Genomic DNA, 26023 nt, shown 5'->3' with positions numbered 1-26023 from the left:
TGAAACACCAAAGCAGCGCAGTCCCGTGTGAATCGTGGGATTGCGCTGCTTTTTTGAAATTCTATGAATAATCCAGGTTAACATGTTCACCATATTCTTTAAGACGTGGTGCAACGATAGGAATTTTGTTCGCGTTTAAGACGTCGATGAATGAGGCTGGCCCACCATGAGTGATGACAATGTCTGCTTGTTTAACATATTGGCGCATTTCGTCGTAGCTCATGAATTGTTTAAACTTACAATATCTTGGCTTATATGTGGAGTACCCGATTTGCATAGTGACAGACTCAACAATTTCCCCATCTCGAACTTGTTCATCAATCGCTTTTATCAGCCGATCAAACCCCTGCTCATGAGTCCCAACTGTGACAAATATCAATTAAAATATCCCCCCGAAACACTTAGCTTTTGGATAGACTTTCTTCATCTGCGGCCATTGGACGATAAACTCATCTGTTATAGAGTACACAAGTCTTCCGGTTAGTGTAGGCTTATCCATGCGATCGAACACCTCAATATAAATAAGCTTCGCGCCAAAGAGCTTACCTACATAAAAAAACGGAACAGCCATTGCAGCGCCACTAGAAACGATTAAATCAGGCCTTTCCTTAAGAATAATCCTGAAAGCCACCCAAGTATTTCTGATTGTGTTCAACACATTTCTGTTTGTTGGATAATAGCCAAAATATAAGGTTTCGCCTTTAAGAGCGCTAATGGCGTCTTCCTTGTGGAATGTGACCCACACTCTTTGATCATTTTTCCAGACTGGCTTTGTCATTAACAGATGCCGTAGATGCCCGCCACTTGAACCAACCAAAACAACTTTCATTATCCTATTTCCTTCCGTCTATTTTATCTTTTATTTCAAAAGCACTGCGCAACAGTCCAAGACTAAGCAGCGCGTATTTTATTTTATACTTTATTGGAGGCTTTCTCACTTTCATATTGCAAATTTCTTTCCGCAACTTTCTATCAAAAATATTTATAGTCTCCTGATTTCTTGATCTAATCATCTCGATATAGATAACCATTAACATTCGTGAAATAAAAAGAGACCAATTGTCTTTTCCAAAATCAGAAATATCAAGACTTGCCGACTCTTTGATACGGTCGACAGCCCAGTATAAATCGGTGATTTTATTAACATCAGCTGTCGAGGTAATAGACCCCTGTCTATATCGGTAAAGATACACCACTCCACTTATAACTGCCGCATGTTTTGCAGACTCTATCAGTCTATATGTAGTAGCAACATCCTCATAAGCACGGTTCTCAGGAAAGAACTGGAATGATTTCATCAAGCTCTTTTTGACAATATGCCCCCAAGCGAAGTTTTCAATTTCCCCAACAGCTAAATCATGAAACAAATTCTTTGATTCTATTTCGCGCACTTTTATCGTCTTATCAGGCAACTTGATAGGGAGGTTCGTAAATCTCTGGTACCCAATCTGAATAAAATCGTACTTTTTTGTTTTTATTAGCGGAAGAACCACTTGATTCACAGCCCTAGTCCTTAAAACATCATCAGAGTCCACAAACCAGACATACTCACCCTTTGCAATCTCCAAACCCTTATTTCGAGCGCCACTCAACCCTCTATTTGGCCCCGTGACAATTGTTGAATATTCTCTTAGTCGTTGATGTCCAGTTTCATTCATAAAATCATTCACAACTCTGAGGGTATTATCTGTCGAGCCGTCATCAATAAACAGTATCTCAACCTGCAATTGTTCAAACATTATCTCAGCGAGGGAAATAAGCAGGTCGATAATTTGCTTTTGCACATTGTACATTGGGATGACCATACTTAGAATTGGTCTTTTTTGGACATTCACTGTTAGCTACGCTTTCTGCATGAATAGTAAGGAGCGTTGTTTCACTATCTAACAGGTCAACGCTCTTTATTTATAAAAAATCGACTATGCTTCAGTTTACACGAAACACGCTTTGGCTGCTCACAATATTTACATCCAGCTTGAATCTTTATCAAGCCTTACTAACGGTTCTGATACACAAAGGCTAGCACAAACAGAACCGCGGTACAGGTACCATTTCAAAGGAATCCTCTGAATAGAATCAGGAGCTGTTCTGACAATAAAGTAGATTAGTGTGAAGTTGATAGAAAGATGGCGTCTTGTAAGACTGAGTAACTCTTGAGCTCTCTTTTACGTGCCATGCCGTTTCTAATCCGCTTACTAATGGCTTGAATGCCGACTTATGTAAAAGATTAACATCATTTCAAAAGAACGCCAAAGCTTTCACAACGCACTTTTCGGTGGTAACCTTAACCATAAAGTTTTTTTCTGGAGGCCCTCATGACACAGCATCAAGCATCCCCGTCCGACCTAGTGCCGGACGCCCACCATCATATGACGATCCACTGGCACAACTTCGTCAAGGACGACGAGGTGCTGGTGACGGAGGCCAGTCTGGCTGAACGGGCCAGCATTGTCGGCCGCGTGGGACTGATGCTGCTTGGCGCTGGCACTGGGGCTTGGCGCGTCCGTGAGGCAATGAACAGCGTCGCGCGGCCGCTGGGGCTGACCTGTGCGGCTGATGTGGGACTTATTTCCATTGAGTACACCTGCTTTGAGCATGGCCACCACTACTCGCAGACGATGTCGCTGCCCAACAGCGGCGTCAACACTGACAAGCTGCACGCCATGGAGATTTTCGTCAACAACTTCGCCGAGACGCTCACGAATTTGACGGTCCACCAGCTGCACACGGAGCTGGATAAGATCGACAGCAAGCCCGGTAACTACAGCCCGTTGCAAGTCGGCCTGGCCTCGGCGCTTGCCTGTGCGGCCTTCGTGTTTTTGCTTGGCGGCGGGCCCATCGAGATGTTCTGCGCCTTCTTCGGGGCGGGGGTCGGAAATTTCGTCCGGCGGCTGATGCTCGACCGGCACATCACCTTGTTTGCCAACGTCTCCGTCGGCGTGGCGGCGGCCTGCCTGACCTACGCCGGGGTGCTGGCACTGCTGCGGCTGGGCTTTGATGTTGCGGCCGCGCACGAGGCCGGCTACATCGGGGCAATGCTGTTCGTCATCCCCGGATTTCCCTTCATTACCTCCGGGCTGGACATGGCGAAGCTCGACATGCGGTCCGGCCTGGAACGCGGGATGTTTGCGATTCTCACCATTGTGGTCGCCACGCTGACTGGCTGGGTCGTTGCGATGCTGATTCAGCTGCGGCCAGAGAATTTTCTGCCGCTTGGCCTGAGCTTCTGGCCCCTGCTCGGCCTGCGCCTGGGCGCCAGCTTCTGCGGGGTCTTCGGCTTCTCGCTGATGTTCAACAGCCCGGTCAAGATGGCCACCACTGCCGGCATCATTGGCGCCTTGGCCAACACACTGCGCCTGACCTTGGTGGGCTTTGCGCTGCCGGCTGCGGTCGCCGCTTTTCTCGGGGCGCTGCTGTCAGGGCTGCTCGCCTCGCTGGTCAACTTGAAGAACGGCTACCCGCGCATCTCGCTGACCGTGCCGGCCATTGTCATTATGGTGCCCGGCCTGTACATGTACCGCGCAATGTTCAACTTGGGGCTCTCCAACCTCAACGTCGGCGGCACCTGGCTGGTGCAAGCCGCGATGGTCGTGCTGGCTTTGCCCCTCGGCCTCGCCTGCGCCCGGATCCTCACGGACAAGAGCTGGCGGCACGCCGACTAACTGAACCGCACCTCTTGCGTCTGGCATCCGGCCAGGCGCTTTTTGCTGCCGCCGGGTGCTAGAATGGACGCGAGGTGATCGATATGGATCAGAATTGGCTTGCCCAGCTCCCCATTGAGCCGGTGACGACATTTCAAGGCGTCCACGGCGGCGACGTCAACCAGGCCTTCCACTTGCACACGGCCAAGCGGGAGCTGTTCCTGCTGGTGCAGCCCGGCCAACCCGCGAGTTTTTACGCGGGCGAGATCGCCGGTCTGAATGCTTTTGCTGAAAATGGGATCGCGGCGCCACGGGTGCTGGGCAATGGCGCCATCGATGGCGACGGCTATCTGCTACTCAGCTACCTGGCAAGCGGCACCGGCGATCAGGCCGCCCTGGGGCACCTGGTGGCCAAGCTTCACCAGGTGCAAAGCCCGACTGGCCGCTTCGGCTTTGAGCAGCCTTACGCGGGCACCTCGGTCAGCTTCGACAACGCGTGGACCGACACCTGGACCGAGCTGTTCGTTGACCGCCGTCTGGACGTGCTGGACCGCGCGCTCACGCACAAGGGCCTGTGGACTGCCGCCGACCACACCCGCTACCTAGCTGCGCGCGCCAAAATTGTCGCCGCGCTGGCGACGCACAAAAGTCAGCCCGTCCTGCTGCACGGCGATTTGTGGTCCGGCAACTTCATGTTCACCGCCGATGGTCAGCCGGCGTTGATCGACCCGGCGGCGCTATACGGTGACCGTGAGTTCGACATCGGCATCACCACCGTGTTCGGCGGCTTCAACGACCGCTTTTACCAGGCCTATGCGGCGGATCTCCCGTTCGAACCCGGCGCGGGTCAGCGGCTCGACTTTTACCGGCTGTACCTGCTCATGGTGCACCTGGATAAGTTTGGCAGCAGCTACGCGCGGCCGGTGGCTTCTTTGCTGAGCCGGATTGTTGAAGGCTAACGCGTCATCGCGCTAAGTGCGCTTACCCTCGCAACCTATTTTGAAAGCGGCTTCCAAGAGTGCTTAAATGAACTTAGCGTGTATTCGGCGCATTAACTATTCTTGGAGGCAGAACTTATGAGTGTTTTTCCAAAAGGATTTCTCTGGGGCGGCGCCATTGCCGCGAATCAGGCGGAAGGTGCCTGGCAGGCTGACGGCAAGGGCCCATCGATCAGTGATGTGACCCCGCACGGCCTGGGCGGCGAGATCGATAAAAAGCCCATCCCTGGTAAGTATTACCCCAACCACGAGGCCATCGATTTTTACCACCGCTACCAAGGCGACCTGCAGTACATGCAGGAAATGGGGTTCAACTGCTTCCGGACGTCGATCGCCTGGAGCCGGATTTTTCCTAACGGCGAGGAGGCCGAGCCGAATGAGGCCGGCCTGAAATACTACGACGACCTGTTTGCCACTATCCACAAACTGGGCATGGAACCCGTCGTCACCATCAGCCACTACGAGACCCCGCTGGCCTTGCATGACAAGTACGGCGGCTGGACCGACCGGCATATGATCGACCTGTACGAAAAATACTGCCGGGTACTTTTTAAACGCTACGGTAATATTGTTCATTACTGGATGACGTTTAACGAAATGAACAATACGCATACCATCCCCTTCGCGGCCGCCGCGATTGACGTCACCGGCGACGTCGACCACAAGACGCAGCAGATGTACCAGGCCGAGCACAACATGTACGTCGCTAACGCCAAGGCGGTGCGGCTGGCCAAGCAGCTGATGCCAGACGCGCACATGGGCATCATGCTGTCTTTGAGCCAGGCTGCCGTGTACCCGGCGACCCCGGCGCCCAAGGACGTGTTCGGCGCCATGCAGCTGCAGCGGCGTACGTTTATCTCTGCCGACGTGCAGCTGCGCGGCGAGTACCCGGGTTACGCCAAGCGCATTTTCAAGGAGCACCATTTTGAACTGGAAATGGGCCCGGACGACCTGCAACTGATTCACGACAACCCGTCCGAGTACCTCGGCTTCTCCTACTACCGCTCCTCGACCTATGCCGATGGCACGCCGATTTACGGCGATACCGGCGGCGTAGTTGGTCGGCCGAACCCGTACCTGAAATCCACCGACTGGGGCTGGCAGATCGATCCGCTCGGCCTGCGGTGGATTTGCAACCTGGTGCAGGACCGCTACAACTGCCCAATGTTCATCGTGGAAAACGGCCTGGGCATGAAAGATAAAGTCGAAGCAGACGGCAGCATCCACGACCCGGAGCGCGCGGACTACCTGAAACAGCACGTGCAGGCCATCGGCGAAGCCATCAAGGACGGCTGCAACATCATGGGCTACACCTGGTGGGGCCCGATCGACATCGTCTCCGCCGGCACCGGCCAAATGAGCAAGCGTTACGGCTTTGTCTACGTTGACCGCGACGACGAGGGTCACGGGTCGCTTGCCCGCAGCAAGAAAGACAGCTTTGAGACTTATAAGCAGATCATCGCCAGCAACGGTGAGTGCGTGTTTGAGCAGGGAAAGTAACCGGGTCTGACTATTGATGAGCGTAAAAATATCGCAGTTTAGCCCTTGCTTTCACCTTTTCCGACCTTTGCAGCCCACTCTAGCAAGCAAGCGAACTCACCTAAGGGTGTTGGGAGGCGATGACGTATGGCAATCCTGATTGCCTTAGTCCCAGCCCTCACTTGGGGGCTCATGGCCACCATTACCACCAAGCTCGGCGGCACTGCCGGGCAGCAAACACTCGGGACTAGCCTGGGCGCGTTGGTGCTCGGCCTGGGTGTCTACGTGCTATACGTTGTCCCGCAAGGCGTCACGATTCCTGCCAGTGTTTGGCTCACCGGGTTGCTGTCGGGCATGTGCTGGTCGCTGGGAAACACAGGCCAGTACCTCGCATACAAAGACCTCGGCGTGTCCGTCGGGCTACCGCTGTCAACCGCCGGTCAGATCGTCGCCAACGCTGTCATGGCCGCCGTTGTGCTTGGCGGCTGGACCACCGCGAAAATGTGGGGGTTCGGCACCTTGGCGATCCTAATCATCGTCTTCGGCGCGACCCAAATCTCCGGCCGCAGCAGAACCGGTGCCAGTGCTATTACCCCAAGCAAGATGCGCCACGGATTAATCGTCCTGGCCTGGTCCACTCTGGGATTTATGCTGTACTTCGTGTTCCCAAACCTGATGGCGAAGCTTGGCATCGTCTCTGCCAGTTTTCACGCGGCCGACCACGGCCTCACTTACATGACTGCGGTAATTCTACCGCAGGCGATTGGTCAGTTGATTGGCGCGTTGGTACTGATTATCGCCGTGTTCCACGAGAAACAATTGATCCTTGAGAAACACTCGTTCACCAACATCTTGACAGGACTCGCTTGGGCCGTCGGCAATCTGTGTATGCTGATCTCCGCTGGCAACCCGCAGGTCGGCCAAACCGTCGCCACCACCTTATCCCAAATGTGCGTCATCGTCGGGACCTTCTGCGGCATCTTCCTGCTGCACGAACGTAAAACCCCGAAGCAGATGCGGCACATCGCTGTCGGCACGCTGCTGATGGCGCTGGGCGGAATGATCATTGCTAACCTGTAACTTTCAATCTGACCCCAGTGGTTTTGGGGTCAGATTTTTTATGAAAAAAAGCCTCGGGATCACCCGAGACGCTCATGCTAACCTATCTGATTTACGCTTCCAGCACCTTCTGCAGGAAGCTTTGCAGCCGCTCGTTCTTGGGATGCTCGAAGACCTGCTCCGGCGTGCCGGACTCTTGAATCTCGCCGCCTTCAAAGAACACGACGCGATCGGCGACTTCCTTAGCGAATCCCATTTCGTGGGTCACGACGACCATGGTCATCCCCTGCTTGGCGAGCTTACGCATAACGCCCAGCACGTCGCCGACCATTTCGGGATCCAGGGCGGAGGTCGGCTCGTCGAACAGCATCATGTCCGGATGCATGGTCAGCGCGCGGGCAATGGCGACCCGCTGCTTTTGGCCGCCAGACAACGTGCTTGGCATCGCATCGACCTTGTCGGCCAGTCCGACGCTGTCGAGCATGCGCCGGCCTTCCTTGTCGGCCTCGTCCTTGGTCATCATGCCGAGCTCGGTCGGAGCCAGCGTCACATTTCCTAACACGGACATGTTGGGAAATAGATTAAAATGCTGAAACACCATCCCAATCTTGGCGCGGACCTTGTCGATATCCACGTGCGGTTTGGCGATATCGATCCCGTCGATCAGGATTTCGCCAGAGGTCGTGGTTTCCAGGCCGTTCATCATGCGCAGCACCGTTGACTTGCCGGCACCAGACGGGCCGATCATCGCGACGACCTCGCCGTCCTCGACTTTGAGGTCCACGCCGCGCACCACCGTGTTGGTGCCGTACTTTTTGACAACATTTTTCATTTCGATCCGTGTGGTCATGCTTGGATCCTCCTTTGCACCCAATTCGACAGCCACGTCAGCAGGGTGATGATGATCAGGTAAATCAGGGCCACCATCGTCCAGATCTTAAAACCTTCCATGTTCCGGGCGATGATAATTTTCCCGGTTTGGGTCAGCTCCATCAGGCCCAGGATCGACAGGATTGAGGTGTCCTTGAGGGTGATGATGAACTGGTTGATGAAGCTGGGCACCATGATCTTCAAGCCCTGCGGTAAAATGACGCGCCGCATCGCCTTGGTCCATGGCAGGCCCAGGCTGCGCGCGGCTTCCATCTGGCCCACGTCGACCGCGCCGATCCCGCCTTTAACGAAGGCGGCGGTGTACGCCCCTTCGTTCAGCGTCAGGGTGATGATGCCGGCAACGAACGCCGGGATCTTGGTGCCGATGACCATCGGCACCCCGGTGTAAATGAACAGGGCCAGCACCATCAGCGGCAGGCCGCGGAAAATGTAGATGAACGTCGTTGCGATGCCTTGCGCGAGCTTATTCGGCACCACGCCCAGCAAGCCGACGAGAATCCCGACCAGCGTCGCGAACAGAATCCCCACAATGGTCAGCTGCACGGTTTCGCCGAGCCCGGCCATCAAGGCGCCGCGGTTGGACTTCAGCAAACCGAAGAAGGTGCTGCTGGAATCGTTGGTTTCCTTGGCCTTTTTGTCGGTATCTGCTTGGGACCCATTGCCGAGGTACTTCTCGACAATCTTGTTATACTCCCCGGACTTGCGGACCTTTTTCAGACCAGCATTGATCTTCTTGACCAGCGCTGGCTCGGCCTTGCTGACCGCGATGCCGTAATCATTGGCCATCGCCATTTTCATGTTGCCCAGCTTCAGGCCGAGCCCCGTGGCGATCGCGTACTGCATGACCGGCTTGTCTTCGAAGCAGGCGGCCGAGTTGCCAGAAATGACGTCCTGGTACACATTGTTGGAGTCGTCGAAAGTGATGGTCTTGAACCCATACTTCTTCTTGATGCTATTCGCGTAGTCGGCCGAGGCGGTCCCGGTTTTGACCGCGACGCGCTTGCCGCGCAACTGGGACAGCTTGGTGATGTTGCCATTTTTCCGCACCGCCATCACGACCCCGGATTGATAGTAGGGATCAGAGAAGGCAAAAACCTTTTTGCGCTCGGGGGTGATACTCATCCCCGCCATGACCCCGTCGACCTGGTTGGCCTGAAGTTCCTGCACAGCGCCGTTGAATGAGGTCGCCTTAAGCTGCACCTTGAAGCCCTCAGCCTTGGCGATGGCCTCGATCAGGTCAATGTCGATGCCGACACGCTTGTTGTTCTTATCGGCGAATTCGAAGGGTGGGAACGTCGTATCCATGGCGATCGTATACGTCTTCTCGGCCGCGTGCACCGGTTCGGGTTTGGCCACCTGCCCGGAAAAAATGCCAAGGCCCAGGGCCACAACCAGCCCGATGATTCCCCAATGACGTCTCACACCAAATCGCCTCTTTCTGTACTTAATAGTTATAGGTTACAGAAAACCCGAACGAGTGTCGACGGATTATGTTAGATAATCTGACATTGTAACTGGAATATTCGGAAAAAAACAGCGGGTACTCATTTTTCGAGTATCCGCTGTCAGCGTTTAATTGAGCTTATTCTGCACTGGATGAGCTGTCAGATGCCGCGTACTTGTCGACGCGCCCATGCTGTTCGATCATATCAAGCGTATCATGGTCGACCATGTAATGACTGCCCTTCTTAGTCATGCTGAAGGTCACCGACGTCTTCTCTGGCGCCTTTTCAGCCGTCTTGGCCATGTCGCCGTAGTACACCGAGTACAGCTTCAAGGTGATCAGGCGCTGAATCGATTTCACATCCTTGTTCTGCGATTCGCGGATAAGGGTGTCGTTATCCAAGCCGCCAAAAGCAGAAGTCCGCGCCTCGCCAATTGGGTGGGCCTCAGACAGCGCTGCAATCGGGGTGAACGATGCAGTGACCTCGGCGTTGTTGCCGCTGGTCTTCAGCTTGGTGATCTGATAATGGCCGATATTCTGCGTCTGTTCAACGTAAGCTTTGGCGAAATCCTTAATGATGTCATTGGCGTAGTAGTTACTGCCATCAAGCACCAGGTAGAAATCGTCCATGTTGCCGTTACCCTTGAAAAAGTCAGTTTGCTTGTCAATGTAGTGTTGCATTAAGTATGTCTTGGTATCCTGACTGTCCTCGTTAGTGACCTCGGAAAGTCCAGAAGCCCGGCCTTGATACATGTAATTTAACAGGGTCGTGGCGTCTTGCTTTGCCTGGGTCTTGTCAGCCTTGGTCTTGGCCGCAGCAGTTTGCGGCTTTGCGGCCGAAGTACTACCCTTACTGGTCCCACACCCGGCCAACAGCAACATCGCTGCCAAGGCGGTGGCCACGCTGGCCAGCCGCCAACTCTTTACTTTTGTCATCATGATCCTCCAAATGATTGATTTTTCCGCGCAATGTTAAACATTACGTGGCGTTATTTTTCACCCGGAGATTAAGTATACATAAGTTATCGATCGAATACGACGGGATTTTATTTTGCAGGATTTGTCAGCGCCTGAAAAGTGCTCACCAACCCGCGGTACACCGGGCTTGAGCACATCACGCAGGCGGTTAAAATCAACTTTTGTAAAAAATCCTGTCTGTGGTGGTTCACATCATGTGCTTACTGCGCCGGTACAGCCCGTACCCAATCGCACAGGTGATGACATCGGCCGCGGCCTGCGCCCAGACGATGCCGTCAAAGCCCAACCACTGAGGCAGCAGCCACAGCGCCACGGCAAACACGACCCCTTGCCGCGAAATGGCCATGATGAGTGCACTCAGCCCCTGGCCCACCGACTGAAACACCGTGGTGAACACCAGGATTGCGCCAATAAACGGGGTGGTGATGAGCAGTGCCCGCATCATCAAACTGCCCATGGCGACGATCGCCGGCCGGTTCATGAACAGCGCCACGAGCGGCTTGGCCAGCAGCATCAGTAGCGTCGCCGCGACCAGCGCGTAGCCGATCTCCACGATAAAATCGAACCGCAGAATCGCCGCCAGCCGCTGGTGCGCCTTGGCCCCAAAGTTGTAGCCGATCAGCGGCTGGGCCCCGAAGGCAAAGCCCACCATGATCAGCATAACGATCATGTACACTTTTTGCGCGATGCCCATGGCGGCCACGGCATTCGCCCCGTACGCGGCCAGGCGCTGGTTCAGCAACATCGTGCCCAGGCTCTGCATGAAATTGGTCAAGCTGGCCGGAATGCCGATGGCGAGAATCGACACCACCGCCGCCCGGCTGGCCTTCGCCACCCCCGGCGCGATACTGAGGTACTGCGCCTTGGTTTGCGTGAACCACAGCAAAAGCCCCGTGTTCAGCGCGTACCCCAGGACGTTTGCCAGCCCGACGCCGCTGGCGCCCCAGTGCTGCCCGAACAGAAAAATCGGATCCAGCATGATGGTCAGCGCGGTGCCCGCGAGCGTGGCAATCATCGACTGCTTGGCCAGGCCCTCGGTGCGAATGATATTCCCCGGCACCAGCGAGACGATGATGAACACCGCGCCGAGCGCCAGCATCGTGTAAAACCCGCCGGCATACTCGCGAGTGGCTGCAGTGGCCCCGAGCATCGTTAGAATCGGCTGCTTAAACCCCAGCAGCAGCGCGGTGATCACCAGCGACAGCGCCACCGCCGCGTACAGGCAAAAACTCGACAGCGCCCGCACCTGGGCGCGCTTGCCGTTACCGAGCAGGCGAGACAGCAGCGCCGAGCCGCCGAGGCCGAAAATATCCCCGACCGCCAGCATAAACGAAAACAGCGGCGCCCCCAGCGTCACCCCAGCCACCAGGTCAGCATTCCCAGTTTGGGCGACAAAAAAGGTATCGACCAGGTTGTAAACCATGCTGGCGACCATTCCTAATACGACCGGCAGCGCGAGGTGCATATAAGCTTTAGGCACCGGCGCATGGGCAAATAATTCATCCATGTTTTCCCTCCGAATCGCGCCAATCACTGCGCGAAAGTCGTTGATGCCGGTCGCTCGCCTACAGACTTGCCTAATCAACGCTGCTTCTATCCTAGCATCAACTCCCGCCAAGCGCCAAAACCTTGCCGCCCAAAAGCAAAACGCGCATCCCGAGGCCACGAAAAAACCGCCGGCCCAGGCCGACGGTTAACGGGTGATCCTAGTCTTTATTCACGATGTTGCCCACCGAGGACTTGGAGATCTTCAGCAAGCTCGCAATTTTCCGGTAGGACATCCCTTGCTGCCACAGGGTGATGACCTGTTTTTGCACGGAAATCGGTACGCCGCGGTGGGACGCCTTGCTGGCTTCCTGCGCGAGCGGAATCATCTTGATCTCACAGGCGGTGCCTTCCGCTTGGTTGGCCACGCGCTGGGCTTCCACCGCGCTGTACGTGATCCAGGTCTTCTTAAGGTCCTTGGTCCAGCCTGGCAGAAGCAGCAGGTCATCATCTTCGAGGAATTCGCCGTACTCGTTGACAACGGTGTATCGCTTCAATTCAACTGTTGCCATGCGCATCCCTCCCGGTTTACTTATGTGTCCATTGTAGCGCATTCAGGCAAGCGGTTCACTCACGATCATAGAAAAAGACGCCCTAGCGGCTGGGCCAGAGCGTCTTAACCGGTCATCTTCAGTTAGTCGGTGAACTTCACTGCCGTGCCGTACGCCACGACGGACTGCATGTCCTGGGCGATCGAGCCGGAGTCAAAGCGCATCATCACCACGGCGTCGGCGCCCAAGTCTGCCGCCGAATCACGCAGGCGGTCAACGGCCGTTTCCCGCGACGTCTGCAGCATCTTGGTGTAGCCCTTGATCTCGCCGCCAACTAGACTCTTGAGCCCGGCGCCGAGGTCGGACACCATATTGCGCGATTGCGTGGTGACGCCAAAGACCTCGCCGATGATCTCGTACTCGTGGTTCGGAATGCGTTCAGTGGTGGTGACAATCATTTCAGCCATAAGATTCTCCTTTTCCCGCCTAGATGCTGCGCTTGCGAAAGCTCAGGTAGGCGATAAACCCAAAGACAACAGTGTAAACCAGGGTGCCGGCAATCATTGTTTCCGTGCTCATAAAGGTCGAGTGGGCCATGTTGGGATTAAGGATCTGCGCCCCAACTAGCAAGAATGTGAATGGGTTCCACTTCAGCCAGTGCCAATAACCAATCGCCACCAGCAGAAGTGTCGCGGCCAGGGTGATGAGGAAGTATCCAACCAGGCCGGTCGCAATCGCGGCGGCGTTGCTTTTAAACAGTGTAGACAGCATCAGCACGACCGACAGCAGCAACAGGTCGACCAGTAAATCACCGCCAACGCGCTTGAAGTAGGTCTCCAGCGTCGTCGTGCCGCCGACCTCGGCCAGCCAGTCGTAACTGGGATGCAAAATCAGCGTCAGGATGAACGTGGTCGCGCACGCCACGACCTGTAAAAACGCCAGCTGCAGCAGCACTGTGATGATTTTCGACACAAAGACCTGGCTGCGGTAGTACTGGCGATACAGCAGCTGCTTCATGGTGCCGTACTGATACTCCATCGAGACGATTGAGGCCGTGGACGCGACCGCGATGAAAATCACAATCTCCCCCATGATGTAATCCTCAGAGACCAAGGCATCTGCCGGGAACCACTTGGGCTGCATTTTGCCCCAAACGCCAAAACCAATTTGGCCCAGCACCATGATGACCGTGGCGATCAGCCAGCCGCGCTTGTGAAACTGCTTGTACACTTCTTGCTTAATTAAAGCCCCCATGTCTACGCCTCCCCGCCGTCTGCGTTCACCATGTCCAAAAAGGCGCCTTCAAGGTCGTCTGACTGCTGCGTGATCGAGACGATCGCCACGCCGCCTTGGACCAGCGCGTACAGCGCGTGGTTGAGGTCACCAGCCGCCGCATGCGTCAGGATAATGGCATTGCCAACCGTTTCAAACGGGTGATTTGCCATCGCCATGGCCGCCTTGGCCTGATCGATATTACCGACTTCGATGGTGTAGCCGACGCCGCCTTGCTGCTCGAGATCTGCCATGGTTGAATGCTTGATGATCTGGCCGTGATTGAGGATCAGCACATCATCGGCGAGTTTTTCCAGCTCGGATAAAATGTGACTGGAGATCAGAATGCTGGTGCCGCGGGCGGCCAGATTGCGCAACAAGTCGCGCAAATCCTTGACCGCCTGCGGGTCCAGCCCGTTCATCGGCTCGTCGAGAATGACGAGTTTGGGGTCGTTGACCAGCGCCTGGGCGATGCCGAGCTTTTGCTTCATGCCCAGGCTGTAGCTTTTAGCCGGCAGGTCAATGTACTTGCCCATCCCCATCGCGGCGATGATGGTTTCCACGTTTTTCGCCTTGCCGTGCTGGTTGGCAAACAGGGCCAGCTGCTGGCGGCCGGTCATGAACGGGTATATGCCTGGATACTCGATCAAGGCGCCGACATTGCGCAGCGCCTGGTGCGAGGTAATGGACACCGGCTGGCCCTTGATGTCGACCCCGCCGCCGTTGACTGGGATCAGCCCCAAAATGGCCTTCATGATCGTACTTTTACCTGCGCCGTTTGGCCCGACCAGCGCGACAATGTGGCCTTCTTCAACGAAAAAGTCGACCCCGTGCAGCACCTGTCTTTTGCCAAACGACTTGTCGAGATGATCGACTGTCAGAATCGTTCCCATACCTTACTCCTCCTGCGCGAGCACGCGCCGTATAAGCGTAGGATACACCCCTCTCGCCAGAAAAAAAACGATTACGCCCATAACAATTTTGTTAGCTAGCCGCGCGGCCGCGACAACATCACCCGCAGATCCGGCCAGCAAGCGACCAGAAACCACGCGACGACCAGGAACATCGGCAGAAAATGCAGCAGGATCCACAGTGCATTCTGGGCCGGCCCGGTGCGCCTGATTGGCAGCCTGGCCACCACCACCCCGGTGATCTGCGCCTTCGAGATCGGCCCAAACCAACGCGAATCCGCTGAATTCGGCCGATTATCCCCCATGACAAAATACTCCCCGCTGCGCAGATATGAAGACCGCTGATAGCTGGGGTCGGCAAATGGCTGCCCCCCATCCGGCCGGCCATCGTACTGATACTTGGCGTTGTTCATCGGGTGCTTCACATACGGCTCCTTCAGGGCGCGCGAGTTGCGATAAACCGTCGTCTGGTTGATGCCAATCAGGTCGCCGGGCATGCCGACCACGCGCTTGACCAGCTGCCGACGCGGCGGTAAATAAGGCACCTTGCCATCGTTGGCAAAGGTGACAATGTCGCTTTGCTTGGGCTTGAGCCCGGCGTGTTTCAGCAGTCGGTAATTGGCGACCACCAGCCACTGGCCGGGCTTCAGCGTCGGCGCCATCGACTTGCCGCGGACCGACTCCAGCGGCGTGAGCACACTAAACAGGGTCGCTGCGATCATCAACACAAATAAGACCCGCGAAACGGCTTTTCTGGTCATGTGCTCCCCTCCAGTCCTTTCGGTTATACCATGCTGAAGGCAAATTTGTCCGACCAGCCGCTTGGATCGCGCCAGCCTTGGTAAAAATATAACAACACACAAAAGGCGCCACCCGCCTTGAAGCAGGTGACGCCTTGCGCCGCTAACAGGTTTTTCCTGCCACCGTGGTGCCTTGTTTGAACGCCGCCAAGACGTCGCTGCCTTGCGCGATCCGCATCTGGTTGTCCAGTGCGTGGGCGTTGTCCTTGATTGAAATGCTGCCGTTGTGATAGTCGATGGCCAGACCGGGATTAAAGAAAATCATGTCGTAATCCGAGGTCCACAGGCGCAAACCCGCGGCATTTTCCAGGCGCACCGCGTAATCCGGATCCGGCGCATCGAGCACGATCAGCGTGAACTTGGTGCCGATGCTGCAGGCGCCGCCTTGCAGCGAGTACTTGCCGCCGCCATCGTCGGTGATCAGTGCGATGTCGCGGTTTGCCAGCCCCTTTTGTTTCATCAAAGCAACGAATGAATCACTGAGGATAATTTCTGCCATACGCGTGCCTCCTATATTTTCTGCTGAATGTCGTCGATCGTGACGACGAGCAGCCGCGTCAGCCACGGGAACTGCTTCTTCTTTTCGTCAAAGGCTGGGCCGCTGCTTTCAAAGCGCGCATGGCCGTGCACGTGAAACCCCGCCCCGGGGCCGACCGTGCCTTCGACTTCCTTGCTGCCAAAGGTCACGGTCACCCGGTCGTCAGTTTTGGCGGCCTCTTCGACGCTGTGCATGCCGGCAGCCGGAATGTGCAGCTCGTTGCCTTCGACTGAGACATACGACATCCACGTGTTCACGACCGCGGCCGGCTGGGCGTACGGCGAGACAATGGTCACCGGGCCCTCATGTTTCAGGACCGCGAGAAAAGTTTCATTCATCATGCGACCTCCTTCATATTTCACTTACATTTTATCACTGAAAAGTGGCAGACACCTATCTGGTCACGCATCGGAATCTATCCTGAAAAAAGCTCCCGCGCAGTGCGGGCAGCATTACAGCAGGTCCTGCAGTGCCGCAACCAGGGCGGCGGCATCCCCGGTCCAGACGTAATCGGACTGCACCATGATCGGCGCCTTGGAATCGCGGTTGACTGAGATGACCAGCTTGCTCGAACTCATTCCCACCTGATACTGCACGGCGCCGGAAATTCCCAAGTTGAGAATCAGGTCCGGTGAGACCGTCACGCCGCTTTGACCGATTTGCTGCTCGGCGGTGAAGTCGGGCCGGTCGGTCAGCGGCCGACTGACACCAACGCTAGCGCCCAGCTTGTCGGCCACCTTGCGGACCCCTTCGATCACGGCGTCCTTGTTGGCCCCGCGGCCCAGGGCGATGATTTTACGCGCGCCGCTGAGGCTGGTAGTCGCGGCAATTTTGACGGCCGTTTTTTGCATGACGCAGGCAGAATCGGCTGCCGCGGTGGCGTCAACGCGCTCGATTCGCGCGGCTCCGGTCGCCTTTTTCGCGGCAAAGGTGTTCGGCCGCACCGACGCCATCTGTGGGCGTCGGTCTGGGCAGACAATCTCACACATCACATTATCGCCATACGACGGCTTGACCGCCACTAGCAAGTCTTGCTCGTAATAAAAATCGAGGCAGTCGGCCGTCAGCCCCGTTTCGAGCTGGTCTTGGACGCGCGGCGCCAGCGAGCGGCCCTCGGGCGTGGCACCAAACAGTATGGTGTTCGGCTGGTTGGCCTTGATCAGCGCCGTCAGCTGCTCGGCCTGCGTGCGGTCAGAGGCGTTCTGAAAGGCCTCGTCTTGGGCCACGATGATTTCGTCTGGTCCGTACTGGGCCAATGTCTCCTCGCCGGTTTGCGCCGGCGTTTCCAGCAGCACCGCGGCCACCGTGCGGCCGTTGGCGATGGCGCGCGCCTTGGTCAGCAGCTGCAAAGTGACGGGCGCAATGCGTGTGCCCTCAAACTCGGCAACGATCCATAAAGCATCTTTTGTGATCATTTTCCCGCCTCCTTACAGCAAACCCTGTGCTTGCAAAATGTCGAGCAGCGCCTTGGCTGCTTCTTTTGGGTCCTGCGGCAGCGGCTTGGCCGCGCGCGTCGTTGGCTCTGGCGCGTAGACCTTCCGCACAATCGTCGGGGAGCCGGCCTGACCGATGCGGCTAGCGTCCAGCGTGAGATCCTGGTCAGTCCAAGTCGTCAGCGGTTTGGTCAGGCTTTGCTGAATCGCCACCGGGCTTTCGTAGCGCGGCTGGTTGGCTTCGGCACGCACCGTGATCACCGCCGGCAAAGTCAGCTGCACCGTCTGCGTGACGGCGCCCAGGTCGCGGTTAACGACCACATGCTGCGCGTCCAGTGGCTGAATCTTTTCGGCAAACGTCGCCTGCGGCAGATCCAGCTCAGTCGCCACGATCGGGCCGACTTGACCGGTGTCCGCGTCAACGGCTTGGCGACCGAATAAAATTAGGTCGATGGCCCCGATTTTGCGAATGGCCTGAGCCAAAATGTAGCCCGTCGCCAGGGTATCGGAGCCGGCAAAGGCGCGCGATGACAGCAAGTAAGCCGAATCCGCACCCATCGCCATGCCGTCGTGCAGCGTTTCCTTGGTCGCATCCGGACCCATCGACAGGAGGACCACCTCGCCGCCGACCTGTTCGCGCAAACGAACAGCGGCTTCGATGGCATTTTCGTCAAACGGATTCATGCGGCCGGCCATGCCTTCACGCACGAGGTTGTGCGTAATGGGATCGAACGACACCCGGTTGGACCCGGGTACTTGCTTGATGCAAACGACGATTTTCATCTAGGCTTCCTCCTTTTTCAGCTCGGCCTGCGCAATGGCCGTGCGCATTTTCTCGACGGTCCCTTCGGCGATTTCCAGAGCGCGCGCGTCAAGCATCAGGTGCGCCAGCGGATAGTCGTTGGAATAGCCGTAACCGGCGTACACCTGCAGCGCGTCGTCGCAGGCCGCCACCGCCGCGCGCGAGCCGTGGGCTTTGGCCATCGCGGCCAGCTCTGAATACGGCTGGCCCTGCGCCTTGGCGTATGCGGCACGCTCCCACAGCAGCTGCGTGGTTTCCTGGTTGATCTTGATATCGGCGAGCTTGCGCTGAATCGCCTGCATCTGCCCAATCGGCGTACCCAGCGCCGTGCGCTCGTTGGCGTACTTGGCGGCCAGGCTCAGCGCGTGCTGCATGATGCCGGAGAGCACCGCGCCCATCAGAATGCGCGCGTCATCGTGGGCGTGGTCACCGATCGCGCCGCCTTGCCCGACTCGCCCGAGCAAGTGGTCATCATCCACGCGCACATCACTGAGAAAAATCTCGCCGATCGGGGTGCCGCGCAGGCCGATGAAGTCCTCACGCTTGCCGAACGAAAAACCGGGCATACTGTTGTCGACCACAAACACCGACAGTTCCTGCTCGCCGGTTTTGACCAGCACACAGTAGACTTCGGCCAGCGTCCCGTTGGTGATCATCACCTTGTTACCGTTCAGCAGCCAGCCGCCGGCCACGCGCTTGGCGGTCGATTGGATCCCCATGGGGTTTGAGCCGCCGGTCGACTCGGTCATGCCAAACGCAAAAATCCGATGTGTCGCTTGCGGCAGCAGCGCTTTTTTCAGCGCGTCAGTGCCGTACTTCAAGATCGCATCCACGCTTTTATAGTGGCCTTCCAACGTCGCAGCGACGCTGGCGCTGCCCTTGGCGATCCGCTCGATCATCGCCGCGGTCACCTCGGGACCAAAGCCCGCGCCGCCGTACTCGGTCGGCAGCATGACCGTCAAAAAGCCGGTTTGGATGAGCTTCTCGACCAAGCCGTCAGGATAGCGGTTTGTGTGGGCCATTTCCAGGTCGTAAGGCGCAAGCTCCGCGTCGGTATATTTTGCCGCCATCCGCAGCAGCATCTGTTCAGGTTCTGTCCATTGTCGTTCCATATTGAACCTCCGATTTCGGTGACGCATTTCGTGAAACGCGCCACAATTAGACTGAATACCCGCAGGTTAACATATTTTATTTGACCGCATCTAACCTGTTTCGTACCCAGCCATATCCTTTTTAGGCAGCAAAAAGGCCAGACAAACCTGGCCTCAACACGTTTGTTCATTTATTCGCCAATGGCTTGATTCGTCCGATCAACGCCGGCTAGCCACGCCCGGGCAAAGTCCTCGTCGTGCGCCGGCTCAAAGAAGTACAGCGCGACTTGGGACTCGGTCTCCTCGTCCAATGCCGCCACCCGCGGCATCGCATGCCCCTGGGTCAGGGCATCAAACAAGCTGATGTTGTGTGTTCGACAGTACTGCAACCACGCCGCCGCAGCAGCTGGTAGTTCACTCGACCCTGTCATTTTACCCGTGCTCCTTTTTTTCATCTGACTGGTTTTAGTCTAGTCCTCGCTTTTGTTATTGTAAACGGTTTCGCAATCTCAAAACCAACGTTAAATTGTTTATCATCGATAACTACACGGCGCAGCGCAAAAAATAGTTTCTTACTTTTCTATAGCTGACACAGCAATCATAACCTCACTTTGCATATTCGCATTTGAAAATATAGATTGCTTTCCCCTCTACTTAAATTTTTGAAATTGTGAAATAATTAAAATCAGCTTAAAAATACTGTGTACAAAGCTCAAATGCTCGTTATAAAAGTAGAAAAATATTCCTTCATCCATTGAAACCAAATTTTTTGGCCCTTATACTGTGAGGTGTTAAATGAATCTGAATATTGATTTCAGATTATTTTTGAAAGGTCGGATTACTTTGGTTGGAGATTATCGCAAGCTTTCAACGCACAATCATCTGCGTCAAGAAACTGAAACAAAGACTCGTGTCAAACTGTTCAAAGGTAAAGGGCGCTGGCTGAGTACATTACTTGTTGCCGTCGGCGGTGCCATTACGATCCAGGGCCAGGTGACCCATGCGGCCACCACAGACACCACATCGACTCAGCCGGTCGCTGCCACTAAGACGGATTCGTCGGCAGATTCAACTGTCACGTTTCAATCCTCCAAGCAGGCCACCAATCGTGATGTTGCCGCTACGCCCAATACGCATGATTCAGTAAGTACACCTGTTACGCCAGCTGCCAAGGCTGAAACCGACCAGACCGCTGACACACAAATTATAACTCGCCCAGCCGGTGCCGCGACGACTGCAACCAACGCTACGCCCACAATAGCGGCAGCGACGCAAAACAATAATCAGTCAGTCGCGAAAAAAGCAGCTGCTGCTAGCACGGTACAAAAGGCCACCAGCACGCCATCACCAGCTATATCGCAGCCCACAAAATTCAAGACGGCAGTCGACCCGGTTTCCGCCACCGCTCTGGATGCGATCACCTGGACGCAAGTAGCCACTCCGACAGCGCAAACGGATCCAAACCCAACACTGACTCTGGAAATTCCCGACAACGGTAAGACGTACACCTTCACTGCCATCGGCGGTCAGATTCCTGGCACCGCCGACACGACAGATGCACCATTGATTTATAATACTGTGACCGATGGTGACAACTTGTATGGTTATGCTTTACGCGGCAGCGACAGTGCCAACCTGGTAAGAACGAGTGCTTACTATATTCGGACCGCTGATGGCCAGTTTAAGGAAATCCGTCAATCCAGCGCTACTCCAGAAGCCTATTACACCGGTCAGGGTGCTGATGGCACAAAATACATTCGCAAGGATATTTCCGCCAATTATATAGTCCCAGGCAACACAGTGACCCTGTCAGAGATTCTTTCGATTGATCCTAGCGGCGCATTTGAGCATACCGTATTCATTAAAAACTCCGGTAGTTCACCGTTAACCGATGTGCAGATTGGGACGATGCTTGACACCGCATTCATGACCCTGAACAAAAATAATAACACGGTCAGCGCGACTGAAGATGGCGTCACGATCACTTCTAATGGTGACGGTTCGGCTTACCTGACGAATAAGACCGACGCTAACCCTAATGGCCTAACCCTTTATTTAACACCTACTGATAACGATAGCCTTACCGCCGGCCATATGGGCCAAGGTTCAGGGATCGATATCACCGATGCAAAGCCAGCAGCAGGCACCGCCGATGGGACGGTCCTGCAGTCTAAGGCGATGGATGATTCACTCGGTCAAAGTGAGGACTCCGCGATTGAGTATGAGACCCCTACCCTATCGATTGCGCCAGGAGCAACGGCTTCTTATTCGTATAGCGAACATTTGTACATTCAACCGATTGCTAACGGTACGATCACCGTCAAGTATCAGGATGAAAATGGCAATTCGATCAAAGCCGACAGAGTGACCGGTGGGGCCGTTGGTTCGCCTTTCAGCGGCGTCACCACTGAAGACAAGATGATCACTGGTTATACTTTTGACCGTCAAGAAGGAAATGCAACTAGCTTTACGGCAGACCCACAGACGATCACGTTGATTTTCAAAAAACCCGCTGCCGCTGACAGCCTGAAGATCACCTATGTCGATGACGGCAACAACGAGGCTCAAGTTGGCGATCCAGTACCAGAATCCGGCAACATTGGCCAGTCTGGCACCTATACCGCAGTGGTCCCAGCTAATTACAAGTTGGCCGATAACCAGCCATCGACCATTACCTACACCTTCACCGCTGGCGACGATGACCAACAGATCCATCTGGTTCACCAAAAGGTTCCCGTTACGCCAGCCGACCCACATGATGCCAAGGATCTGACTGCCACTGGGACTCGCACCATCAAGTACGTCATGAGCGATGGCTCTCAGGCCTTTGCCCCAGTTCCTCAAACCGTCAGCTTTACGCGTACCGGCACCGAGGATCTGGTCACCCAAGGCGTCTCCTACGATCCATGGACGCCGGCCACCGCTTCCGTACCAGAAGTTACCAGTCCTACCTTGACCGGCTATACACCAAGTCAGGCCACCGTTCCTGCCGATTCTTTGACCCCAGGCGCGGCTAAGACGGTTACGGTCATTTATACGATTGGCACGCAAAAGGCCACTATCACTTATCAAGATGTCACAGAGGGTAAGACCCTTGGCGCAGTTGATACAATCACAGGTGATTCAGGCGCACGGTCAAATTACAGTTCTACTGGCCGGATCAATAGTTACCTCGCGGAGGGCTATAAACTCGTCAGCGACGATACTGCCAATGGCATCATCTTTGATACTGACATAAATACCAATCAGACCTTCTTCGTCAAGTTAGCGCACACGATAGTTCCAGTTACGCCAGCCAACCCACATGATGCCAAGAATCTGACTGCCACAGCTACTCGCACCATCAACTACGTCAAGACCGATGGCACACAGGCCTTTGTCCCAGTTCCTCAAACCGTCAACTTTACGCGTACCGGCACCGAGGATCTGGTCACCCAGGTCGTTACCTTAAATCCATGGGCACCAGCTACCGCTTCTGTCCCAGAAGTTGTTAGCCCTAACCTGGTAGGTTACACACCAGATCTGGCCACCGTTCCTGCCGACTCTTTGACCCCAGGTGCGGCTAAGACCGTTACGGTCACCTATAAGATCGACACGCAAAAGGCGACTATCACTTATCAGGACGTCACAGAGGACAACAAGACCCTGGGCGCCGTTGATACGATCAGGGGTGACTCAGGTGCCACTGCCAATTACAGTTCCACTGACCGAATCAATACTTACCTCGCAGAAGGGTACAAGCTCGTCAGCGATGACACTGCCGATGGCATTGTCTTTGATAATGACGCCGGCACGGATCAGGCCTTCTTCGTCAAGCTGGCGCACACGATAGTTCCAGTTACCCCAACTGATCCGCACGATGCTAAGAATCTGACTGCCACAGCGACTCGCACCATCAGGTATGTCAAGACCGATGGCTCTCAAGCCTTTGCCTCAGTTCCTCAAACCGTCAACTTCACCCGTAACGGCACCGAGGACCTGGTCACCCAGGCGGTCACCCTGAATCCATGGGCGCCAGCGACCGCTTCAGTAGAAGCCGTTACTAGTCCTAACCTAGCAGGTTACACACCAGATCTGGCCACCGTTCCTGCCGATTCTTTGACCCCAGGCGCGGCTAAGACCGTTACGGTCACCTATAAGATTGACACGCAAAAGGCCACTATTACTTATCAAGATGTCACAGAGGGCAAGACCCTTGGCGCAGTTGATACGATCACTGGTGACTCAGCCTCAACTGCCACTTACAGTTCAGCTAACCGGATCAACACTTACCTTGCTGAAGGTTACAAACTCGTCAGTGATGACACCGCTAATGGCATTGTCTTTGATACTGACACGAGCAAAGATCAGACCTTCTTCGTCAAGTTAGCGCACAACATCGTGCCGGTTACTCCAGGTGACCCCCACGATGCCAAGCCGACTGACCTCACAGCGAACGCCATCCGTACCATCAAGTACGTCAAAGCTAGTGATGGTTCGCAAGTCTTCCAACCAGTGACGCAAACTGTATCCTTTACCCGTACTGGTAAAGAAGATTTGGTCACCAAAGTGATAACGTTTGATCCATGGACCCCTGTTTCTGCTTCTGTTCCCGCTGTAACCAGCCCAACACTAGCGGGCTACATGCCTAGTCAGGCCGTCGTTCCTGCCACCTCGCTAAAAGCAAACGATCGGCAAGCTGTCACTGTGACATACGCGCCAGAAGCCACTGAACTCCAAGTCACGTATATTGCAAAACCTGGTTTCAAGCAGCCACAGCGGCTAGTTGGTACAGAAATGGTCCCTGGGGAAGTGGGCGAGACTGTTACTTACACAGTTCACGTGCCAGACAACCTACCAGGTAATTACAAACCAACAACAGACAATCCAGAGGGCTCTCAAATTCAGTATACGTTAACCCCATCCGCAAATGGCATCGTCATCTATGTTTACCCGTACAACCACGGCGGAACAATTACTGGAGGAAATCCACCGACTGGCACTAACCCTGGTGGTAACCCACCAGCCGGCACCAACCCTGGCGGCAACCCACCTGCTGGTACCAACCCTGGTGGTAACCCACCTGCCGGCACTAACCCTGGTGGTAACCCGCCTGCTGGTACCAACCCTGGTGGTAACCCACCTGTTGGCACTAACCCTGGTGGTAACCCACCTGCTGGCACTAACCCTGGTGGTAACCCACCTGCCGGCACTAACCCTGGTAACAAAACGAACAACGGAAAACCGCAACAACCGGTACCAACAAGTACAACAACCAACACACCAGCAAAATCCAAACGTGCATCATTACCTAAAACTGGTGATACATCCTCCTCTGGTCTAGCGGTTCTGGGTGCTTCTCTGCTGATGTTAATAGGCTTAGGCGTCGATAGGAAACGTAAAGCAGATCGGTAACTCACACATGTAGTTACAGAACTTAAACTAATTGCAGAAAGCACAAGACCCTCTCTGGCTAGCAAGCCCCGCTAGCTGAGAGGGTTTTGCTTTGCCTTTTTAAGGTAAAGAGACTTTCCAAGCGGACAATGCCCATAACTTCTGTGACAGGACCTTGATGATACCGAAACGTGGCAAGTGGCCACGTTATGGATCAAAACGTTCAAGAACCATACTCGGGATTACAACTCACAAGTGCTCTACTACCCCACTAGCAACTTGGTCGGCGTACAATGTATTCGTCGGGAGGAATCATCCCGACAGTAGTTCTCCCGTTCTCCTCATGCTCCTTATTTGGAGGCTGCCTTCCCCCAAAGGCAGCCTCTACTTTTGCCAAAGGCTAAAAGGACACCGCCACTCCCTCCCGAATGGCGATGTCTTTTCAGATGGCGCTGATCCTTGTTTATTGCATCATAGAGAGGCGGACTCGTTTCACGTGAAACATCGGTTCTTGCTGCCTGATGCATCAAGCACAGGACTGGGGCCGACGCTCAAAGTAAGTCGCCTTTTGCCCGTTAGCGATGCCACTGCTCGCGGCTGGCGATGATCTTCAGCTTTGCGACCGTGTCTTCGTACTGCGGGTCGGTCTGCCAGTTGGGCTCCTTGCCTTTGGCCCCATACCAAGCGAGATACAGCGTCTTAACCAGCGTGCAGTAGTCCGCATCGCACATGATTCGCACGCCCCGCCTTTCCTCAGCCGGTCCGCTGACATGAACCACCTTGTGATCCTCGTTGATCTCATCCAGAATCGTCAAAAAATTGTCCTTGGCCTCTTCCGGCGTGTAATTTTCTCGCATCGTATCGCCCTCCTGTTGAATTCACCACAGTCAGCGTGGGTACTGAAATATACACATTTAGCTCGTCATGTTGCGATCAAAGAAAGTATAGCACCTTGGCGGTTGGCTCCGCCTAAACGAGGATTCCGAGTGAGCCAAATCCAGGCATCCCCATTTCACTAGAGGGTAATACGTCTATCGTCAATAATTTCAGTACATCTCAGGCAAAGCTGTCACACTCTGAATTATGATTATTTTCTCGGTCAGATTGTGAGATGATGGATTGTCAGATTATTCTCTTTTAAGTCGTACTCTAACAAGGGCAGTCAACGTCCCTTCTTCAGACAAGTTCCATCATATCTAACCTGGATTATTCACCTCGGTATTTGGGACATGAAATCGCATCTGGCCGGTCTGAAAGCAACGTTTGGAGCGTTGCGA

General features: G+C 55.0%; 24 protein-coding genes. 5 read left to right on the top strand and 19 right to left on the bottom strand.

What is annotated here, in order from left to right; genetic code table 11:
• Positions 1 to 61: 61 nt before the first annotated feature.
• From EKM86_RS10385 to EKM86_RS10375, 3 genes are read right to left on the bottom strand one after another with little or no spacing between them, the layout of a single operon-like run.
• Entirely contained in the window at positions 62 to 379 is a 318-nt protein-coding gene (locus EKM86_RS10385) for a glycosyltransferase (RefSeq protein ID WP_125757708.1), read from the bottom strand.
• A complete protein-coding gene (gene pssD, locus EKM86_RS10380; protein WP_125757706.1) occupies positions 380 to 829 on the bottom strand; it encodes a PssD/Cps14F family polysaccharide biosynthesis glycosyltransferase in 450 nt (149 codons plus the stop codon).
• Between the two features lie 4 nt (positions 830 to 833).
• Positions 834 to 1805 (bottom strand): glycosyltransferase family 2 protein, encoded by a 972-nt coding sequence (locus tag EKM86_RS10375; protein WP_225419403.1) that lies wholly within the window; start codon positions 1803 to 1805, stop codon positions 834 to 836.
• 510 nt (positions 1806 to 2315) lie between these two features.
• Here EKM86_RS10375 and EKM86_RS10370 point away from each other — a divergent pair.
• From EKM86_RS10370 to EKM86_RS10355, 4 genes are all read left to right on the top strand, one after another.
• A complete protein-coding gene (locus tag EKM86_RS10370; RefSeq protein WP_125757702.1) occupies positions 2316 to 3662 on the top strand; it encodes a threonine/serine exporter family protein in 1347 nt (448 codons plus the stop codon).
• A gap of 83 nt (positions 3663 to 3745) precedes the next feature.
• Positions 3746 to 4600: a fructosamine kinase family protein gene (locus tag EKM86_RS10365; protein ID WP_125757700.1), complete on the top strand. Its 855-nt coding sequence runs from the start codon at positions 3746 to 3748 to the stop codon at positions 4598 to 4600.
• A 117-nt stretch (positions 4601 to 4717) separates the two neighbouring features.
• Entirely contained in the window at positions 4718 to 6139 is a 1422-nt protein-coding gene (locus EKM86_RS10360; RefSeq protein ID WP_125757698.1) for a glycoside hydrolase family 1 protein, read from the top strand.
• Between the two features lie 126 nt (positions 6140 to 6265).
• The gene (locus EKM86_RS10355) at positions 6266 to 7198 is read left to right on the top strand and encodes a GRP family sugar transporter (RefSeq protein ID WP_125757696.1); all 933 of its coding nucleotides are present in this window, start codon (positions 6266 to 6268) and stop codon (positions 7196 to 7198) included.
• A gap of 91 nt (positions 7199 to 7289) precedes the next feature.
• On the opposite strand, the gene EKM86_RS10350 is transcribed toward EKM86_RS10355, so the two are convergent.
• The 15 genes from EKM86_RS10350 to EKM86_RS10280 all read right to left on the bottom strand — a co-directional run bounded on the left by EKM86_RS10350 (position 7290) and on the right by EKM86_RS10280 (position 19804).
• On the bottom strand, positions 7290 to 8027 hold the full coding sequence (locus EKM86_RS10350) for an amino acid ABC transporter ATP-binding protein (protein WP_125757694.1): 738 nt from the start codon (positions 8025 to 8027) through the stop codon (positions 7290 to 7292).
• On the bottom strand, positions 8024 to 9490 hold the full coding sequence (locus tag EKM86_RS10345; RefSeq protein ID WP_125757692.1) for an ABC transporter substrate-binding protein/permease: 1467 nt from the start codon (positions 9488 to 9490) through the stop codon (positions 8024 to 8026). Before EKM86_RS10345 ends, EKM86_RS10350 begins: the two co-directional genes overlap by 4 nt.
• Positions 9491 to 9650: 160 nt before the next feature.
• On the bottom strand, positions 9651 to 10448 hold the full coding sequence (locus EKM86_RS10340; protein WP_164506247.1) for a hypothetical protein: 798 nt from the start codon (positions 10446 to 10448) through the stop codon (positions 9651 to 9653).
• 229 nt (positions 10449 to 10677) lie between these two features.
• Positions 10678 to 11997: an MATE family efflux transporter gene (locus EKM86_RS10335; RefSeq protein WP_125757688.1), complete on the bottom strand. Its 1320-nt coding sequence runs from the start codon at positions 11995 to 11997 to the stop codon at positions 10678 to 10680.
• Positions 11998 to 12196: 199 nt separating this feature from the next.
• Positions 12197 to 12547 (bottom strand): sigma-70 RNA polymerase sigma factor region 4 domain-containing protein, encoded by a 351-nt coding sequence (locus tag EKM86_RS10330; RefSeq protein ID WP_125757686.1) that lies wholly within the window; start codon positions 12545 to 12547, stop codon positions 12197 to 12199.
• A 122-nt stretch (positions 12548 to 12669) separates the two neighbouring features.
• Positions 12670 to 12993, bottom strand: a complete 324-nt coding sequence (locus EKM86_RS10325) for a heavy metal-binding domain-containing protein (protein ID WP_191988017.1) — start codon at positions 12991 to 12993, stop codon at positions 12670 to 12672.
• A 19-nt stretch (positions 12994 to 13012) separates the two neighbouring features.
• Entirely contained in the window at positions 13013 to 13780 is a 768-nt protein-coding gene (locus EKM86_RS10320; protein WP_125757684.1) for an ABC transporter permease, read from the bottom strand.
• Positions 13781 to 13782: 2 nt separating this feature from the next.
• Positions 13783 to 14691 carry an ABC transporter ATP-binding protein gene (locus tag EKM86_RS10315; RefSeq protein WP_125757682.1) on the bottom strand — a complete coding sequence of 303 codons (909 nt, stop codon included), beginning with the start codon at positions 14689 to 14691 and terminating at the stop codon, positions 13783 to 13785.
• 95 nt (positions 14692 to 14786) lie between these two features.
• A complete protein-coding gene (gene lepB, locus EKM86_RS10310; protein WP_125757680.1) occupies positions 14787 to 15470 on the bottom strand; it encodes a signal peptidase I in 684 nt (227 codons plus the stop codon).
• 142 nt (positions 15471 to 15612) lie between these two features.
• The gene (locus tag EKM86_RS10305) at positions 15613 to 16008 is read right to left on the bottom strand and encodes an iron-sulfur cluster biosynthesis family protein (protein WP_125757678.1); all 396 of its coding nucleotides are present in this window, start codon (positions 16006 to 16008) and stop codon (positions 15613 to 15615) included.
• A gap of 11 nt (positions 16009 to 16019) precedes the next feature.
• Positions 16020 to 16385, bottom strand: a complete 366-nt coding sequence (locus tag EKM86_RS10300; RefSeq protein ID WP_125757712.1) for a pyridoxamine 5'-phosphate oxidase family protein — start codon at positions 16383 to 16385, stop codon at positions 16020 to 16022.
• A gap of 114 nt (positions 16386 to 16499) precedes the next feature.
• A complete protein-coding gene (locus EKM86_RS10295) occupies positions 16500 to 17462 on the bottom strand; it encodes an electron transfer flavoprotein subunit alpha/FixB family protein (protein WP_191988016.1) in 963 nt (320 codons plus the stop codon).
• A 12-nt stretch (positions 17463 to 17474) separates the two neighbouring features.
• On the bottom strand, positions 17475 to 18263 hold the full coding sequence (locus tag EKM86_RS10290; protein ID WP_125757676.1) for an electron transfer flavoprotein subunit beta/FixA family protein: 789 nt from the start codon (positions 18261 to 18263) through the stop codon (positions 17475 to 17477).
• Positions 18264 to 19394 carry an acyl-CoA dehydrogenase family protein gene (locus EKM86_RS10285; RefSeq protein ID WP_125757674.1) on the bottom strand — a complete coding sequence of 377 codons (1131 nt, stop codon included), beginning with the start codon at positions 19392 to 19394 and terminating at the stop codon, positions 18264 to 18266.
• A 170-nt stretch (positions 19395 to 19564) separates the two neighbouring features.
• Positions 19565 to 19804, bottom strand: coding sequence for a hypothetical protein (locus EKM86_RS10280; RefSeq protein WP_125757672.1), 240 nt, complete (start codon positions 19802 to 19804; stop codon positions 19565 to 19567).
• Between the two features lie 364 nt (positions 19805 to 20168).
• Here EKM86_RS10280 and EKM86_RS10275 point away from each other — a divergent pair, with 364 nt between their 5' ends.
• On the top strand, positions 20169 to 24767 hold the full coding sequence (locus EKM86_RS10275; RefSeq protein ID WP_125757670.1) for a mucin-binding protein: 4599 nt from the start codon (positions 20169 to 20171) through the stop codon (positions 24765 to 24767).
• A 554-nt stretch (positions 24768 to 25321) separates the two neighbouring features.
• On the opposite strand, the gene EKM86_RS10270 is transcribed toward EKM86_RS10275, so the two are convergent.
• A complete protein-coding gene (locus EKM86_RS10270; protein ID WP_125757668.1) occupies positions 25322 to 25603 on the bottom strand; it encodes a hypothetical protein in 282 nt (93 codons plus the stop codon).
• Between the last annotated feature and the right edge of the window lie 420 nt (positions 25604 to 26023).

Source organism: Lacticaseibacillus hegangensis (assembly GCF_003946465.1).
GTDB classification, from domain to species: Bacteria; Bacillota; Bacilli; order Lactobacillales; family Lactobacillaceae; genus Lacticaseibacillus; species Lacticaseibacillus hegangensis.
Note: the sequence above shows the minus strand (reverse complement) of the source record. Positions and strands in the feature narration are given on the sequence as shown.